Raw genomic sequence first — 16,053 nt, 5'->3', positions numbered from 1 at the left:
GGATCCGTTCCCGTTTGTCCCCGCAGCAGCCCCGGCGCCGGAACGAGAGCGACACGCCAGAGTCGTCAAAGCCCTGGTAACCTATCACCACCGCGTAAGGTTCTACCCAGGTCGACACGCAGCGGCTCCTCGTCGAACCTCGGGCTCGTGTCGAGGGCGGCGATCCGTTTACCCTCGAAGGCGAGCAGCACTCGGGGACGGCGCCCTTAGCCGAAGCCTCCGCTTCCGCTCGCATTCCGGTCCAGCGTAGCATCCGCCCGCCCGGCTCGGTCGCCTTGAAGCGCAGCATCCGGGCCCAGGCGAATTCTCCGTCCTTCGCGGTGTCGCGGAGTTCCGTTATGGTAGAGTGCGGGGCTCCTACCGCCTCCATCAGCGCCAAGCCGAACGCACCCCGCGCCGGAGGATTCGCGGCGAGATCGTTGAGATTGGAGTATGATTTCTCCCGGGTCGGGATGGCGTTGGATCTTATACTAACGCTGTGACTGCCGAGGTTATCCGACATCACGGCATCGCCCGTGCGAACTGGCGGAACCAGCACCTGTTGAAAAGAATTTGCGAGGAAGCTCCAGTCCGAAGGCCGCTATCGCCGCCCATGAAACTGAACCGGCAAATGGCACTATCTCCAAGGGCGGGATCGTCAGCGCGGCGAGCGTGCAGGAAGCCGCTAAATCTCGGCCGGCGCCGCCTTCGGTCAGCCAAGGTCAGACGCGGTTTCACCACCTTGTCCACCGCTCGCGCCACAGGACGTACATAGCTCATCGTCTTGTCGAGCATTTCCGAGGCGATGCTCCTGCGGCGGACGATCGCGGGTAGCCAGAACCGCTTCTTGCCGACGAGCAGCTGGCCCACAAGCAGGACCACCATCACCGCAAGTACCGTGGGTAAACCCGGGACACCTCCGAGCGGCGTGAACGCGATCAGAGCGAGGACGATCAGGAACGGCCCCAGCGACCGTTGTCCGACGGCATCCAGTGGTCTCCTACCGAGACGGAATTGCCCTTGCCAGCTGCCTCGCCGACTTCGGCCAGCACATCCTCGATGTTCTTGGTGTCTGCTTCATTCGCCATGTGCGGCTCCCGGACGTTTGGCTGGAGAGCAAGCGAGGCGTTTTCGGGGGCAGGCAGATGCATCGAAGGAGGAGGAAGGATAACTGCGGCAGGGCGGTTCCCATGTCTCCGGCTCGCTCACTCCGGCAAGCGCTATTCCGATCGGGCGGCCCCCTCCACCGCTTCGATCGCGAGCCTGAAGCTGCGCAACAGGTCGTCCCTGTCTGCGGGCTCCTGGAGAGTCCGCTCGCCGGCCGCGCAAATCAGCCGAGCATGACGGGCCAAGGCCGCTCGCTGCTCGTCCAGGCGAGTGTGGTCGGCGATCCGGGCGATGGCTTCGAGCATATGGATCAACACGGCAGGCTTCTCAGAAGCGGCCTGTCTGATCTGATGGAATGCGGCATCGAGGATACCGGTATAGGTGGTGGTGCGTCTCCAGAGACGGACCCTGCCCGCTCGGTCGCGGACCGTCTCCGCCGGCAGGCGGCATGCCATCACCCTAGACAGGCAGCCCCGGAGACGGTCGACCACAGCGACGGCCGTATAGGGGTCGTTTATGCCGGGAGAGAGCGCACGAAGCGCCACTTCGACGAGGTGGCGGATGGCAAATTCCAGATCCTGTGTCGGCGTGCGTTCCGCACCGACCACCAGAAATCGCTCGATGTCCTTGCGCGCCCGGACCGGATCGGCCGGCTTCGGATACACGAGGATGGGCCGGTCGCCCTGGACGAGGAAATCTCCCGCACGAACTCCAGTCGCACGATGGAATCGTGTCGTTCAGCCCACTCTAGAAAGCCGTCATGATCAATTGCCTGCACATATCCCTCCCACGGCAGGGAGAGGCGCAGCGCCATCGCCTCGAAGTCGCCGGGCAGGTCTGTGGGGCCGTGTTCGGGACCGTCTCCTCCGTTGAGTCGGTCAAACTCCTCGATGGTGCCGTCGATGTCGTCGCGGACGCGTCTTATGACCTCGTCGGCGACCATCAGACGGGCGACGCCTTGGATGAACACCAGGAGCGCCAAGACCGAGAACAGCGCCATTCCGGTTCCGACGGTCACGGACGCGTGCGGCACGTCCGGGATCGGCGCCTTGCCATGAACGGAACGCAAGACGATCAGGCAGTAGACGATCGTCAGCGCGAAGACTCGGAGCACCAACTGCGTACGCAGATCCGCCCTGAAATTCCGGATCAGTCGTGACCCGTAGACATTGGCGGCGAGGGTAAGTGCGACGACGGTGACGGAGAAGGCCATGCTGGCCATCGTAGTGATGGCCGTCAGCAACGTAGAGAGCAGGTTGCGCGCGTCCTCCCCGTCGCCGCCGTTGATCCACCAGGCATGGACGCCGTTCTCGGCCCGATCGCCAGCGTCGATGTGCAGCATCGCCACCGACAGCGCCGCCCCCGCCACAATCATGATCGCCGGGATCAACCACAGGCTCGTGCGGAGCGCATCCCAGAGCGTGCGTATCCGGTTCGACAATGCGCCATTCCCACCAGAGAAACGGATGCTGCAGATCAAGCGCGCGAGGCGGCTATCGTTCCGCCTCGACATGCCGTCAGGGAAGCGGGCGGCCCCGTCATCGGGTCGAAGCGCGGCTCTAACCATCGCCTACGCGAACATCACCGGATCCGGTTCGAGCGCGATCAGGCACTGTGCGGCATGGTCATCCGCGCGACAGGCGTCGTCGGCTTCGCCATCGCTGGGCCCTGTCCATGGCGGGGCGTGATGTCAGGCGGGATGTCGACATCTGAAATAGAACGGCCGGCGAACCGGCGGCACTTCCGGTTGTTATGAGCCTAGCGAAACGCGGCAGGTGCAAAACCGTCCCGACACCGGCCGCGGTGCATGACGCGGCGCTGATCGCGGCAGCGTGCCGCCAAAGCACCATCTTCGGCACTGAGTGAAATTGAAGGAGGATCCTCATGAGCAAGAGCGACATGCCGTCCGTGCCCCCGGCCAATCGCAGTACGGGGGGCCCGGGAAACCCCGCGACCCGCAACGTCGATGACCACAAATCGGAGACGGTCCCCCGGAACACCCGCGAACAGGGTCGCCAGGGCGATATTCACCAGAACACGCATCACCAGGGCTACCAGCAGGACCGGTGACGCCGGCGGCCCGGGCCGCGGAGGAGCGAATGAGAGACGACCCTGCCGGCAAGCGTGCCAATGAGGGCTCGGGCGAACCCAATGTCACACAGCTGCGCTCGCACATCGACGCGGGGCGGTCCGGGGACAAGGTTTCCGCGCCGGACCCTGCGGCCGCTCCGCTCGACACCGACGCCGAAGCTGGCGATGTTGCGCCGACGCCCGGAGAGGTCGGTGCCGAGCAACGGCGGCACCGGGAGGGTTCGGCGCAGACCTCGCCCTCGCACCGTTATCCGGCGCGTCCTTCCCGTCCCACCTGATCGCCGTCCTGCTGCTGTTCGTGGTCCTGGGGTTGGCAGCGGGGGTATGGCAGGTCGGGGGTGACGCAATCGGCGGGGCCGGCGCCGGGCAGTCCTTTCGGGCTGCACACGGGCAACCTCGCCTCACCCTCGGTCGGCGGATGCCCTTCCCTGGCCGCTCCCGTAAGCGAGAGACGCTTATTGTGCATCTGGAACATTTCGTTCCGGACGTCACGGCTCGCGCTGACCCGATGCAGGCTCCAGATCGGACGACGTTAGGCGCGCATGCCTCTGCACCAGAACGGGCGGCCTACCCATGGGCGCCACGCCGCAGAAGGGCGCGCTTGAGGCCGAACACGACGAGGCAGGCCACCAGCACGGCGGCGGCGTCGACGCCCCATCGCGCGAGGCCCCGCAGGGCCAGCGCGAATTCTCCCGCGGCAATGCCCGCCCCAAAGATCGCCATGCCCGGAATGAGGGCGAGCGCAATCATGACCCCGGTCGCGAATACGGTCTGGTGGGAATTCACAACGATCGATCCGGCGAGGCCGGCTGCAACCGCCACGATGACCGACGTAAGGTTGAAACTCGTCCAGTATTGAACCCAGGTGCCATCGAACATAGCGTTCAAGTCGAGGGCGGGGTCGGCCCATGCTGCCGCTGCCGCCCCGGCCGAACCGCCGACGGCGACGGCGAAATATCCCGCCAGAACGCCCGCGGCGCCCCGCCTCGCGGTGTCCGGAAGCCCGCTCGCCAAGCCGAGGCAAACCCGTACCAGCGGTTCGAAACCCGGAGCGATCAGCATTGCACCCGCCACAATGTGCAGCGTGTCTACGAAGAGGCCGGCCCCCGCGACCATCCCCGCCAGGAACATGAGAGCCAGGAAGTTGTGCGAAGGATTGGCATCCCGCCGCAGCAGCGTGTCCATCTCTTCCCAGCTCGCTTCGCTGGTGTCGCCGTCGAGCTTGCTTCGCCGGACGCCCGAAACCAATCCCACCGGCTCGTCGATCGCGATGGCGCCATCCTCGGCGAGCCCCATATCGGCAACGATCCGCACCACCGAACAAGACGCATCGTTCGTGCCGCGGACCGTGACGAGATCACCCGGCGGCATTCGAGATGCTTCAAGGTGAAGCAGGATACCGACCACTCCCTCGACCTCCCGCAGGCGATCCAGAAGCACCTCGCGGCGGCCCGACGGAACGGTGATATGGATCGTGCGCGGCATCGCAGCCCCTCGACCTAGCCTGAAAGCTCTAACAATCGCGCCGTCTGCGCCCGACGGGCGCCTGACACGCGCGTTCGCCGACAGGGTCCGCCCGCGGAGCCATCGGAACGCCGCGACATTGCCGGCCTCTCCCGACAAGAGACGCCCCCGGAGGTGAAGCGACTGCGCTCTACCAGCCCCCGAAACCGGGATGGCCAACACCAGCCCCCAGCAATCGCTATCGTCTCACGTCCCGAACCGAGCCAACGCAGAAAGGGTTCCGTCGGATGCGCCAATCCGCGCCGGACGACACAGTCGCTGCCGTAATTGCCGTGCGAATGGCGAGCGATGGAGGGCCAAAGGAGCAGCACGATGCAGCCGACCTTCCCGCAGCGGCGGAAGGCCTCGCTCGCTCAAAGGCGTTCGGAAGACGCCAGATCGGCTTCCATCTGGGCGGTCAAGGCCTGATAGAGCGCCGGCGATGTGCTGAACACGCCGCTTTCCAGATTCAGCTTCGCGCTGAACAGATCCAGATTGAAGCTGCTGATCGATGACCAGTCGTCGTCGACGAGCGCGACTTTGGCGTGAAGCATGCCGCGCATGTAGCCACGCATCTCCACGCCCCGGCGCTGGAGCGCATGAGCGAAGCGCCGTCCCACGACATCGAGGACCCTGTGATCGCTCCGCGCGGGCATCAGGATCTGCACCTTCACGCCGCGCTCGGCAGCCGCGGTCATCGCGCGCCAGAGACGGCCGTCGGGGATGAGGTAAGGCGTCGTCAGCGAGACCGAGCGCTCGGCCCGCGCGATCTTCTCCGGCAACATCTTGCTGAGACCGCGCTGCGACCCTGCCGAGGGTCCGCTGACAGCAAACGACCAGCCCCTCCCGGGCGACGCGCCCTCGTCGAGAGCCGGCAGGGCTTCGGCCGCTTGATGAGTCGCATGCCGCCAAGCCCCGTTGAACGCCGACGCTATCGCCGGTGGGAGCGGTCCGCCGACCAGGATCATCGTGTCGCGCCAGTTCGACATCCGGTCTTCGTAACAGGATCCGCCCACCATGACGTGGGAGCCATCGCATATCAGGGTCTTCCGGTGCATCCGGTGCGCCCTCGCCACCGGCCTGCAGAGAATCTCGGAGACGCCGTTGAACATCGCGATGCCGCCCCCGCTGCGGGTGAGCGCGCGCCCGCCGTCGCTCCGAGGCAGGCCGCGACTTCCGAGCCCGTCGGCAAGGAGCCTGACCGCGACCCCCTCGCGCGCCTTGCGGGCGAGCAGATCGAGGAGCTGACGGCCCACCCCCCGCGTTCCGAAAATGTACTGCTCCAGATCGATGCTGTGCTTCGCCGCGTCGCATTGCTCAAAGACGGCTCGCCAAATGGCTTCGTTGTCCTGGAACAGCGCCCACGAGGGCTCCGCACATTGCCACTGCGACCGATCCGCTCCGGTGTCTGCACTCTGGGACATCCGGAGCGAACGCGCCAACGGCGGCAAAGTTCAGGCGCGAAAGCCGGCTCGGAAGCCGTTTCAGAGTGAGCGCTGCGTGAGCCGGAACCCTGCTGACCGGGAACAGCAACTGCCGAGCTTTGTTGAGAAGCAAATCACGCACGGGAGAACCGCATGGCCGGCAGGAGAGCGTTCGGGAACGGCGAGTCAGCGATCCGCGAGAGCCGCGACAGCATCAGCGACGTTTGGGGCCTCCGGACCGGCTTCCAAGGGGACGGTAACTGGCCGGTCAGGGTCGACGAGGCTCTGACCGCCGAGCCGGAGCATTGGGTGCAGTCGGCCTGCGTGCTCTGCTCGAACGGCTGCGCCCTCGACATCGGCGTGCGGAACGGGCGGATCGTGGGAGTGCGGGGGCGAGAAGTCGACCGGGTCAACCGCGGACGGCTGGGCCCCAAGGGTCTGCATGGCTGGCGCGCCATGGAGCATCCCAACCGCCTGACCAAGCCGCTCATCCGGAACGGAACGGGCTTCCGGGAGGCGGAATGGGACGAGGCGATGAACCTGATCGTCCGGAAGTCGCGCGATCTCCTCGACCGATACTCTGGCTCTTCCATCGGCTTCTACACCTCCGGCCAGCTTATGCTCGAGGAGTATTACACGCTTGGAGTCATCGTAAAGGCCGGCCTCGGCACGCCGCACATGGACGGCAATACCCGGCTCTGCACCGCTACAGCGGCAGCGGCACTCAAGGAAACCTTCGGGTCGGACGGGCAGCCCGGCAGCTACGAGGACATCGATACGACAGCCTGCCTCCTTCACGTCGGGCACAATGTGGCCGAGACGGACACTGTCCTCTGGATGAAGATCCTGGACCGGCGCAGCGGGCCGGAGCCGCCGCGGATGATCGTGATCGACACCCGCCGCACCCCCACTGCCGCCGAAGCCGACATCCACCTCGCCCCACAGCCGGGCACGAACGTCGCCGTCCTGAACGGCCTGCTGAACCTGATCATCGAAGGCGGAGGCGTCGACGAGGGATTTGTCGCCGCGCACACGGTCGACTTCGGGAAGCTGTGCGAGACGGTTTCGAGGTATCCGCCCGAGCGTGTCGAGGAACTGTCGGGAGTGCCCGCCGTCCGGCTGCGCGACGCCGGCAGGCTGCTGAGCGAAGCGAAGAGTTTGGTATCGACGGTGCTCCAGGGCGTGTATCAGTCGATGCAGGCGACTGCAGCCGCGGTTCAGGTGAACAACATCAACCTGATCCGGGGCATGATCGGCCGGGCGGGTTGCGGCATCCTCCAGATGAACGGGCAGCCGACAGCGCAGAATACGCGCGAGTGCGGCGCCGACGGCGACCTGCCGGCCTTCCGCAACTGGGACAACCCCGAGCACGTCGAAGAACTCGCGCAGCTCTGGAACGTGGAGGTGGATTCGATCCCGCACTGGGCGCCGCCGACTCACGCGGCCGAGATCTTCCACCTCGCGGAGCAGGGTTCCATCAGGATGCTCTGGATCCAGGCCACGAACCCGGCGGTCTCGTTTCCCGACCTGGGGCGCGTTCGTTCGATCCTGTCGAGTCCAAACGTGTTCGTGATCGTGCAGGACATCTTCCCGACCGAGACCACCGAACTCGCCGACATCGTCCTGCCCGCTGCCGGCTGGGGCGAGAAAACCGGCACTTTCACCAACGTCGACCGCACGGTTCATATAAGCCACAAGGCCGTAGAACCGCCGGGCGAGGCGCGCTCAGATCTCGACATCTTCCTCGACTACGCGCGGCGCATGGACTTCCGCGACAAGGACGGCGCGCAGCTCGTCAAATGGCACGACCCCGAAGGCGCATTCGAAGCGTGGAAGGACTGCACGCGCGGGCGTCTGTGCGACTACACCGGCCTCTCCTACGCGAAGCTCACCGGCTGCTCCGGCATCCCATGGCCGTGTAATGAGCAAAACCCGGAAGGCACGAAGCGCCTCTACGAGCACCACCAGTTCGAAACGGCGTTCGAGGCGTGTGAGAGCTTCGGGCACGACCTCGCAACCGGCGGTCTCACGGAGCCCACGGCATACAAGGCGGCAGATCCGAAGGGGAGGGCTTTCCTGAAGGCCGCGGACTACCAGCCGCCGCACGAGGCGCCGGACGATACATATCCCTTCTGGGTCTCGACGGGCCGTCTGGTCTATCACTTCCATACCCGGACCAAGACAGGCCGGTCGGAACGTCTGAACGCTGCGGCTCCCGACCTCGCGATCCAGATGAACGCCGAGGACGCGGCGGCCCTCGGTATCGAAGACGGTGGCTGGGCCGAGTTGCGGTCCCGCCGCGGCCGGCTGGAGGGCAAGGTCCGCTGCGGCGACATCGAGCGCGGGCGGATCTTCCTGCCCTTCCACTACGGCTACTGGGATGAACCAGAGCGGATGCGCGCCGCGAACGAGCTGACGCTGTTCGAGTGGGACCCGGTGAGCAAGCAGCCGCACTTCAAATACGCGGCGGTCCAGATGACGGCGATCGGCGCGCCCGGCACTCGTCAGCCGGACGAGACGCCGACGACGCTTTCGGAGGCCGCTCACCGGGCGCGGCAAGTCGCCAGTGCGGCGGCAAACATGATCCGCCCCGCCCGCCGCCACGTCAGCGATTATCTCGGCCTGCTCGAAGGCAGTGAGAGAGCGCTCGCCGACGCGCTCGAGAAGGTTGCTCGAGCGCACGCCCGTGAACCCGACATCCGCAACGAGTGCCACCTGCTGGCGCAGTGGTCGCGTAAGGAGATCGAGGAACTGAGGACGATCATCCATCGCTACGGCGATGCGCGGGAGGCAGAGCCGAAGCGGCTCGGCAAGGCGCTCGATCCGCAGCAGCAGAAGGGCGGCTTCGGCCTTGTGCGCGACCTGCACGACTGCTGGCTGATCGCGAACGAGACGCACATGTCGCTCGTTGTTCTGGATCAGGCGGCGAAGGGCCTGCGCGATGAGCAGATGCGCGCGCTCGTGGAACGGATAGATGCACAGAACCAGCGCCAGCGAAACTGGCTGCTGACCCGGATAAAGCGGGCGGCTCCGCAGGCGCTGACGGTCCCATCGTGACTCGCATGCCGGAGTGGCTCTGGGCCCCTGTCACGGCGGCAGTCCTGACGGCGACGGTGGGCGTAACGGGCGCTTGGGTGGGACTCCCGTGGCTGTTCCCGAGCCTCGGGCCGACGGTCTTCCTCCAGGTGCACACCCCCCAACTCGCCTCGGCGCGGCCATGGAACGTCGTCGCCGGCCACTTCGCCGGGATCGCAGGCGCCGCGGCCGGCGTCCTTCTGACCGGAGCCGGCTCGGCGTCCTCCGTCCTGTCCGACGACATCCTGACTTGGCCGCGCGTCTGGGCTTCGGTCATCGCCATGGCGCTGACCATCGCGATCCAGGTGCCGCTCAAGGCTGCTCATCCGCCAGCCGCGGCGACCGCCCTGCTGATCGCCTTGGGAGGTTTCCGCCTGGCCCCCCGCGACATGACGATCCTCCTCCTGGGCGTCCTTCTCACCGCAGCCCTCGGCGAGGCGGCCAGGCGATTCCGCGTGAGACCGTGACCTGGTCGCCCGCGTCCAGCATGCGCCGCCAGCGGTGCACCCGTGCCAGCGCCTGTCGGGTTGACTGCATCTGGCTCTTGCGGCGACCTAGATCGGTCCGGAGTCAAAAGGGTTGTACACGTGCGAAGGAATCATGCGGCCATTTCCGATCCCGGCTTGGTCGCCGAGAGGCGGACGACCTCCATGCCGACCGGACAGATGGTCTGGCGGATCTGGGAACGCGGAGACCCGCTCGTCCTGCTCCATGGCGACTTCGGGTCGTGGACGCATTGGATCCGGAACATTGGACCGCTGTCGGAGCGTTTTCGGGTGTTTGCACCCGACATGCGCGGCTATGGCGATTCCGATCTCCCACCGGAACCGTGGTCGCCCGACAGCCTTGCGGCGCTGCTGGCCGGCGGACTGGCGTCGCTGCTACCGGCGGGCCAGACCTATCACGTTGCCGGCTTCTCGTTCGGCGGGATCATCGCTGCGCATCTGGCGGCTCAGGAGGGAGGCAGGATCCCGAAGCTGGTCCTGCTCGGCCCCGGCGGATTCTGGTGCCGTCCGGGAGCACTGCCGGATCTTCGGCGCCCCGCTAAAGACATGACCCCGCAAGAGCTGGCGGAAGTGCATCGGCATAACCTCGCAGCGCTGATGATCGCCGATCCGACCAAGGCAGATGATCTGGCGGTCGAACTTCAAATGAGCAACGCGCGGAAAGCCCGCATCACGGCTGGCGCCATTCCGTCGACGGATATACTCGTGCGGGCACTTCCTCGCGTACGGAGCCGCCTCTACGGCATCTGGGGCGGGCGCGATGCGATGACCGGTGATGTCCGCGAACGCGAGCGGCGTCTTCGGCAGTTCCAACGGGACATCGAATTCCGCGTAATTCCCGAGGCCGGTCACTGGAGCCCGTATGAGGCGGCCGACACCGTCAACGCTGCACTCCTCGAAATGCTCAGCCAGCCCTAGACGTCGACGTCCGTGACGCTGAGCAGCCTCCACCCGTGCCACCCCGCCCTGTAGGGCGCAAAGATGAATGCGGACGAAGTCGCCAACGGCTCAGCGCGTCCCTTTGCAACGCCGCCTGCATCGCCTACTGGATTGGCGGCGGCCCCCACTCCGACTGTCGCCTGAGGCGCTCAGAAGGCGCTCTACTGCTTGCAGTAGATCCGATGCGGCAAACGGCTTCGTCAGGTACGGCGCCTTGCGGTAGCGCGGTTGCAACGACAAGCCGACGTGGCCGCTCGTGATAACGAATACAATCCCACGTCGCAGCAGTTCGTCCGCAACCGGCAAGCTGCTTCTGCCGGACAGCGTAAGATCGAGCACCACCGCATCATAGGGGGTCCGGTCCAACGCCTCGAACGCCGCGCAAACGCTCGATGCGACCGAGGTCTTGCATCCGGAAAAAGATAAGACATCGGAGGCGAAGCGCGCTAGGAGCTCGTTGTCTTCGACGATCAGTATCGAAGACTGGAGAAGCGACGGCGCCTGCAAACGATCCCGCCCTACGGACTTGTCCGCTCGCGCCATTTTCTGTCTCTAGGATTGCACCGCCATAACTAGGCGGAAGAGGATGACTGAGTGAAGAATGCGCTCTTTTTCGCGGAATAGTCTGGATAAGTTGGGCGCGCTTTGGGGGTTAAATGCGACGGCCGTCACACGATGGTCGGTTATCCCGCGCGGCGTAGCGAGACGGCAGCGCGGCTTCCGGCATGAACGACCTTCGGGTGGTGAAGCAGGAGAGACGGACGCACGAGCAGGGCGTACGGGCGCACGAAGCCCAATAACCCCTGTCCCTCTGGTCAGCCTAGCAGCGGCGGCAGGATGCTCCTCCGGTCGTCACAAGACGATTCTGCGCAACGCGGCAGTGCTCGCCCGGCACGCGACCAATTATGCCGCAAGATCGGCCTCAGCTGAGGTGATCGCTCGCGGTAGCGGCTTCCTGCAACAGGGCCCATGGGGCGGGGTGGGCGTATTTGGTGCTGCTGGCGTAGCATGGCCTTATCCGCTCCGCCGCAGCGATCTCGCCGATGGTCGCGTGCACACCCGTCTCCAGCATGCGCCGCCAGCGGTGCGCCGTTGACGTTGCGCCATGAACAGGCGCAGCATTCTCCAATGGAGCGGCAGTTAGGCAACGGTGTCGCCATGTCCTACGCAGCAGGCAGTGCGTTGGTCCCGGCCCGGCCCGAGCGTCTGGCGAGCAGGCAAACGACCAGCAAGACCAGCCACCCGGTAACCGCATCTGAAACAGGCAACCACGCCAACGGCGAGGGGAGCCTCGCTCGGCCAGCGCCGCGTTCCACCGGGAATCAGGCAGTGCTCGCCTCGCTCACTGAGCCTGCCGGAACGGTTAAAAGATCGCTCTCTCCCGGCCCGAGATCACCCCGTCCCTGCGCATGCGGCGGACGGTGTTCCTCGTGTAGTCCAGGGACGGCGCATTCGCATAGGCAGGCGGTGCAGGAGGTCTTCGCACATTCGGCGCAGCCATTGCCGTATTTGGAGAGGATCCAAAGTGCGTTCGGGGCGGAGCACGATCTCGGCGATGTTCAAGCTCACCTCGGCCCTACCGCCGGCTTCGCCGCAGAGACGCTGGAAGCGCAGGCCTTCACGTTCGGTCGCCATATTGTCTTCCGTGAATCGCCGAGCCTGCATCTCGCCGCGCACGAGGCCGCGCACGTCGTGCAGCAACGTGGGGGCGTCGACAGCATCGGGAGCGAGGCCGCACAGGAGCGACATGCCGACGCCGTAGCCACCAGGGTGGTTCATGGTCGATCTGCCGTGGATCTGCTGCATGGTCCGAGGGCGGGCGCCGGCCCCGGGCACGGTGTGCTGCAATTCAAGAAGACGTCCGGCACAGATAAGCCGAAGGGCTTCGATCTTGACGAACTGGCCAAGTGGCCGGATCAGGCGCTACGGGCTTGGCCGATGCTCGACGGCACAGAGCGAACGCTGATCGTGCTGGCAATCGCGGCGCGGTACGGCACCGAGTTCGCCGGCACCTTCAAGGCGACGACGGAGCAGAAGAAGCGTGCCGAGCCTGTGAACTACTACTATGGACCTGGAATAGACTGGGTGACGCCACGGAAGCTGATCAGCCGCGGCTACCGTCTGGCACAACGTGACTCGGTGCATGAGTGGTGGGTGCACCCGAAGGGCGATGTGGTCACGCGCCGTTGGGACACGGACGCTGCCGGATCTGAGGGAGAGGATCAGCAGCCGGTCCAGGAGCGGGTTCCCGAGACGCCAGCTCCGACACCACAAGTTCAGCCTCCGGAGCCAATGCCGCCGTCCGCTGAGGTGTGTGTCGAAATCCAGACACTGACCGATGCCATTTGCGACAATGCAGGCCAGATCTGCCGGATCGCTGACGAACTCGGTGACGATGAAGCAGCGCAGGCGACCTGTGAACGGGCTCGACGAAGCTGTGAGGAAGCCGCGAAGCGCTCCGCCGCCTGCGGCCCACCCGCCGTCTCGTGAATAGCATGATGCTCCGACGCAGGAGCACGACATCAAACACACCGCGGCAGACGCATGACCTTCAAGCATCTGCGCGGGCCGCCTCGCCTATAGCCCCACGCTACTGGTTGATTTCGGGCTCCACGAGCTTCGCCAGCTTCCGCAGGCTTTCCTGCCAGCCGAGGTAGCAGGCCTCGGGCGGTATCAGATCCGGGATGCCCTCCTGGACGACGGTCATCTCCGTGCCAACCGATACGGCCTTCAACGTCACGGTCACCTTCATCTCGCCGGGCAGGTTGGCGTCGTCGAACCTGTCGGTGTAGATGAGCCGCTCGCCCGGCACGAGTTCCAGGTACTCGCCGCCGAAGGAATGGCTGTCGCCGGTGGTGAAATTCCGGAACGACATTCTGTGCCGCCCGCCCACCCTGGCCTCCAGTTCGTGAACCGTGCAGGTGAAGCCGAACGGCGGAAGCCAGCTGGCAACAGCATCCGGTTCGAGAAACGCCCGATAGACCTTCTCCGGCTTGGCGGCGATAACGCGGTGCAGGCGGACGGTGTTCGGCATGATGTACCCTTTCGTCTGGGGTCAGTGCGACCGCTCGGTTGCCTCCGGGTTGAGCAGCGGCTTCGCTCGCCGCCCTTGCTGCTCCGTATCGATGACGTCTCATCGAACGACAGTCCGACATGCCCCTATGACTTTTTTGCAGCACACCTTCCGACTGATCCGGTGGACGAACCACTGCGGCCCGAACGAACCCAGCTGCCAGCTTCGTGCGCTCCGCGAAGGGGCTTGAACTTCGCCGAGAGCATACCCTCGACCGCCAACGCCCTCGACCTCCGGGAAAGACACGGCGGAACCCGCAGCCTATTTCAAATGCTGGGCGACGTACTTGTTCATCTCGAACATCGTGACCTTGTCCTTCCCGAACACGCCCCGCAGCTTCTCGTCGCTCCTGATCTCCCGGCGGTTCTCCGGATTCTGGAGATCGTGCTTCTTGATGTACTCCCAGAGCTTCTTGACGACCTGCGGGCGTGGCAGGGGATCGGAACCGACGACGGCAGCAAGTTCCTTCGACGGCTGAAGCGGCTTCATCAGCGCCGGGTTCACCTTCTTCTCGGTCGAACCCGCCTCACCTGCCTTCGCGGCCGTCTGCTTCTTCGCCATGGTTCCTCCGATATCCTGCGTTTCGTGGCGCCGCCACACTATGCGCGGTAGCCAGAAGGGCAAGTGTGACCGCTCAGTTCCCAACGCTGCCTCTCCCACTCCACCGGGAACGGCCTGAGCAACCGGTCAAGCGTGACCTCCGGCCCCTGCCGCCCGTCCAGGATCGCTTCGACGATCTCCGGCGCCAGCAGCGTCAGCCGCAGCACCCGGCTGGCGTAGGAGGGGTTGATCCGCTCCGCCGCCGCGATCTCGCCGATCGTCGCATTCACCCCCGTCTCCAGCATGCGCCGCCAGCGGTGCGCGCGCGCCTTCACCAGCGCACTGTCCACTTGCGGCCGCTCCGGCGCCCACTCGGCACCCTCGGGCGCCACCACCAGCTTGCGCCCACCGCGCTTCCGGATCGTCATCGGCACCCGCACGGTGAGCGTGCGCCCGTCGGCGGAGAGGGTGGCGTTCATGCCGCTTTCCGTGTCTGGCGCGCCGCCAGCTCACCGACCAGATGCTCCAACCCCTCCAACCTGAGCCGGATGTCGATCCCGTCGAGGCTCACGTCCACGCGGTCGACCAGCAGATGCACGATGCGCGCCTGCTCCGCCGGGAACAGCGCGTCCAAAGCGGATCCAGCCGCTGCAGTGCGAGCCGCACCTCCGCTTCAGGGAGGGTGGCCTCCTGCGTCCGGGCTTGATGCCACGCGCCGACGACGATCTCCGGCTGGCGGAACACCGCGCTCAGCTGGTCGACCACCGCCGCCTCGATCTGACCTGCCGGCACCCGCCGTACCGGACACGCCTCAGCCCCCTGCTTCAGCACCGTCTGGCTGACATAGTAGCGGTACAGCCGCCCGCGCCTGCGGGTGTGCGACGCCTCGACGGTCCGCCAGATATTCGCAGCGTTCGCAAAGCCGTTCTCGGCGTCCGCAAACACCGGAACACCGACCGCCGCCGCCACAGTCGCAGCCCTCCGGACCAGATCGTCACGCGTCAGAATGCCCACGTCCGGAAGGCCGAGTTCGCTGGCTGCGGTGGCGTAGCTGCCGATGTAGGCGACGGGGAAGCCCGCCCGCTCGATCAGCTTGGCGCTGACGGCGTCATAGGCGCCGGGGGCGACAAGGGTATCGCCGGTATCGAGCGCGGCTCGAAGCGTGCGGCGGTGCTGTTGCGCGTTCATCGGATCTCTCGTTTGGCAGGGCGAGGTGGCGACAGACGCCGATTATGCCTTCCATGCCCCCTGCGCACGAGATGCCTCTCCTCGCTGCCGCGTGCGCACCGAAGCGCTCCTTGCGCAGCGGCCCAGACGATGTGCGCGAGCTTGGCCGCCAACGCGACCACGACGCCATTCTTTTGCGCTCGCGCTGCAGACGACGCGCCCATCGCCCTAAGGGGGCATCCTGGGCCAGGATGTGCGGCAGCGCCGCACGAGCGCCATGGATCATGGTTCGCCCGCGGATGCCGGTTGCCGCGTTTGGATATGCCGAGCAATCGTCGGCCGCGTCGCCCCTTCCGCGATCGCCTGGGCATCACGGTCGTCGTTCCTGTTCGCCTTCACATAGGGCCGCACATATTCCGGCGACATCAGCCGGATCCCGTGACCGGCGGTGCCGAATTCCGGCCCAGGTGATGCGCGCCAGCAGGCCTCCATCGCCACGATGCAGGCCGGCAGGCCTCCGACGACGGCTCGCCGCGTTGGCGGCAACGTGCCAAACCGTACGGGAAGCTGACCCCGGCCCAGCGCCGCGCCTTTGCCGAGACGGTGACGGTCGCAGAAATTGAGGCTATCGTTTGCGGGGTGGCCGCAC

Annotated in this window: 16 protein-coding genes and 2 pseudogenes; 6 read left to right on the top strand and 12 right to left on the bottom strand. The window is 65.9% G+C overall.

The genetic code is table 11. The annotated features are described in order from the left end of the window. Positions 1 to 501: 501 nt before the first annotated feature. The 4 genes and pseudogenes from ABIE65_RS23340 to ABIE65_RS23325 all read right to left on the bottom strand — a co-directional run. Positions 502 to 918 carry an exopolysaccharide biosynthesis protein gene (locus ABIE65_RS23340; protein ID WP_354081179.1) on the bottom strand — a complete coding sequence of 139 codons (417 nt, stop codon included), beginning with the start codon at positions 916 to 918 and terminating at the stop codon, positions 502 to 504. Between the two features lie 14 nt (positions 919 to 932). Continuing rightward, positions 933 to 1,067 carry a hypothetical protein gene (locus ABIE65_RS23335; RefSeq protein ID WP_354081120.1) on the bottom strand — a complete coding sequence of 45 codons (135 nt, stop codon included), beginning with the start codon at positions 1,065 to 1,067 and terminating at the stop codon, positions 933 to 935. Between the two features lie 132 nt (positions 1,068 to 1,199). Continuing rightward, positions 1,200 to 1,391 (bottom strand): hypothetical protein, encoded by a 192-nt coding sequence (locus ABIE65_RS23330; RefSeq protein WP_354081181.1) that lies wholly within the window; start codon positions 1,389 to 1,391, stop codon positions 1,200 to 1,202. A 42-nt stretch (positions 1,392 to 1,433) separates the two neighbouring features. After that, positions 1,434 to 2,461 (bottom strand): annotated as a pseudogene (locus ABIE65_RS23325) (DUF2254 domain-containing protein); the annotation flags it as partial. A gap of 509 nt (positions 2,462 to 2,970) precedes the next feature. On the opposite strand from ABIE65_RS23325, the gene ABIE65_RS23320 reads away from it, so the two are divergent. Further along, a complete protein-coding gene (locus ABIE65_RS23320) occupies positions 2,971 to 3,156 on the top strand; it encodes a hypothetical protein (protein ID WP_354081118.1) in 186 nt (61 codons plus the stop codon). 29 nt (positions 3,157 to 3,185) lie between these two features. Next, positions 3,186 to 3,455 (top strand): hypothetical protein, encoded by a 270-nt coding sequence (locus ABIE65_RS23315; protein ID WP_354081116.1) that lies wholly within the window; start codon positions 3,186 to 3,188, stop codon positions 3,453 to 3,455. Positions 3,456 to 3,744: 289 nt separating this feature from the next. On the opposite strand, the gene ABIE65_RS23310 is transcribed toward ABIE65_RS23315, so the two are convergent. Both ABIE65_RS23310 and ABIE65_RS23305 read right to left on the bottom strand, forming a co-directional pair. Next, positions 3,745 to 4,662 (bottom strand): DUF389 domain-containing protein, encoded by a 918-nt coding sequence (locus ABIE65_RS23310; RefSeq protein ID WP_354081114.1) that lies wholly within the window; start codon positions 4,660 to 4,662, stop codon positions 3,745 to 3,747. A gap of 392 nt (positions 4,663 to 5,054) precedes the next feature. Further along, positions 5,055 to 6,104, bottom strand: a complete 1,050-nt coding sequence (locus ABIE65_RS23305) for a phospholipase D-like domain-containing protein (RefSeq protein ID WP_354081112.1) — start codon at positions 6,102 to 6,104, stop codon at positions 5,055 to 5,057. A 153-nt stretch (positions 6,105 to 6,257) separates the two neighbouring features. Here ABIE65_RS23305 and ABIE65_RS23300 point away from each other — a divergent pair, with 153 nt between their 5' ends. From ABIE65_RS23300 to ABIE65_RS23290, 3 genes are all read left to right on the top strand, one after another. After that, positions 6,258 to 9,161: a molybdopterin oxidoreductase family protein gene (locus ABIE65_RS23300; RefSeq protein WP_354081110.1), complete on the top strand. Its 2,904-nt coding sequence runs from the start codon at positions 6,258 to 6,260 to the stop codon at positions 9,159 to 9,161. Between the two features lie 5 nt (positions 9,162 to 9,166). Further along, entirely contained in the window at positions 9,167 to 9,646 is a 480-nt protein-coding gene (locus ABIE65_RS23295; protein WP_354081108.1) for an HPP family protein, read from the top strand. 198 nt (positions 9,647 to 9,844) lie between these two features. Next, a complete protein-coding gene (locus tag ABIE65_RS23290) occupies positions 9,845 to 10,603 on the top strand; it encodes an alpha/beta fold hydrolase (RefSeq protein ID WP_354081106.1) in 759 nt (252 codons plus the stop codon). Between the two features lie 90 nt (positions 10,604 to 10,693). Here ABIE65_RS23290 and ABIE65_RS23285 read toward each other — a convergent pair whose 3' ends face one another. Further along, positions 10,694 to 11,167 carry a response regulator gene (locus ABIE65_RS23285; RefSeq protein ID WP_354081104.1) on the bottom strand — a complete coding sequence of 158 codons (474 nt, stop codon included), beginning with the start codon at positions 11,165 to 11,167 and terminating at the stop codon, positions 10,694 to 10,696. A gap of 924 nt (positions 11,168 to 12,091) precedes the next feature. Between ABIE65_RS23285 and ABIE65_RS23280 the strand changes: the two genes are divergently transcribed. Then, positions 12,092 to 13,114 (top strand): eCIS core domain-containing protein, encoded by a 1,023-nt coding sequence (locus tag ABIE65_RS23280; RefSeq protein WP_354081102.1) that lies wholly within the window; start codon positions 12,092 to 12,094, stop codon positions 13,112 to 13,114. Between the two features lie 100 nt (positions 13,115 to 13,214). On the opposite strand, the gene ABIE65_RS23275 is transcribed toward ABIE65_RS23280, so the two are convergent. The 5 genes and pseudogenes from ABIE65_RS23275 to ABIE65_RS23255 form a co-directional block, all read right to left on the bottom strand. Then, the gene (locus ABIE65_RS23275) at positions 13,215 to 13,658 is read right to left on the bottom strand and encodes an SRPBCC family protein (protein WP_354081100.1); all 444 of its coding nucleotides are present in this window, start codon (positions 13,656 to 13,658) and stop codon (positions 13,215 to 13,217) included. 300 nt (positions 13,659 to 13,958) lie between these two features. Beyond that, a complete protein-coding gene (locus ABIE65_RS23270; RefSeq protein WP_354081099.1) occupies positions 13,959 to 14,258 on the bottom strand; it encodes an SWIB/MDM2 domain-containing protein in 300 nt (99 codons plus the stop codon). 38 nt (positions 14,259 to 14,296) lie between these two features. Then, positions 14,297 to 14,716, bottom strand: a complete 420-nt coding sequence (locus ABIE65_RS23265; RefSeq protein ID WP_354081097.1) for a hypothetical protein — start codon at positions 14,714 to 14,716, stop codon at positions 14,297 to 14,299. Between the two features lie 88 nt (positions 14,717 to 14,804). Then, on the bottom strand, positions 14,805 to 15,425 hold the full coding sequence (locus tag ABIE65_RS23260) for an isocitrate lyase/phosphoenolpyruvate mutase family protein (RefSeq protein ID WP_354081095.1): 621 nt from the start codon (positions 15,423 to 15,425) through the stop codon (positions 14,805 to 14,807). A gap of 309 nt (positions 15,426 to 15,734) precedes the next feature. Further along, positions 15,735 to 15,986 (bottom strand): annotated as a pseudogene (locus ABIE65_RS23255) (IS110-like element ISMmg1 family transposase); the annotation flags it as partial. Positions 15,987 to 16,053 lie beyond the last annotated feature (67 nt).

Origin of the sequence: Constrictibacter sp. MBR-5 (genome assembly GCF_040549485.1) — a bacterium.
Classification (GTDB): domain Bacteria; phylum Pseudomonadota; class Alphaproteobacteria; order JAJUGE01; family JAJUGE01; genus Constrictibacter.
This window is presented reverse-complemented; position numbering and strand designations above follow the sequence as displayed.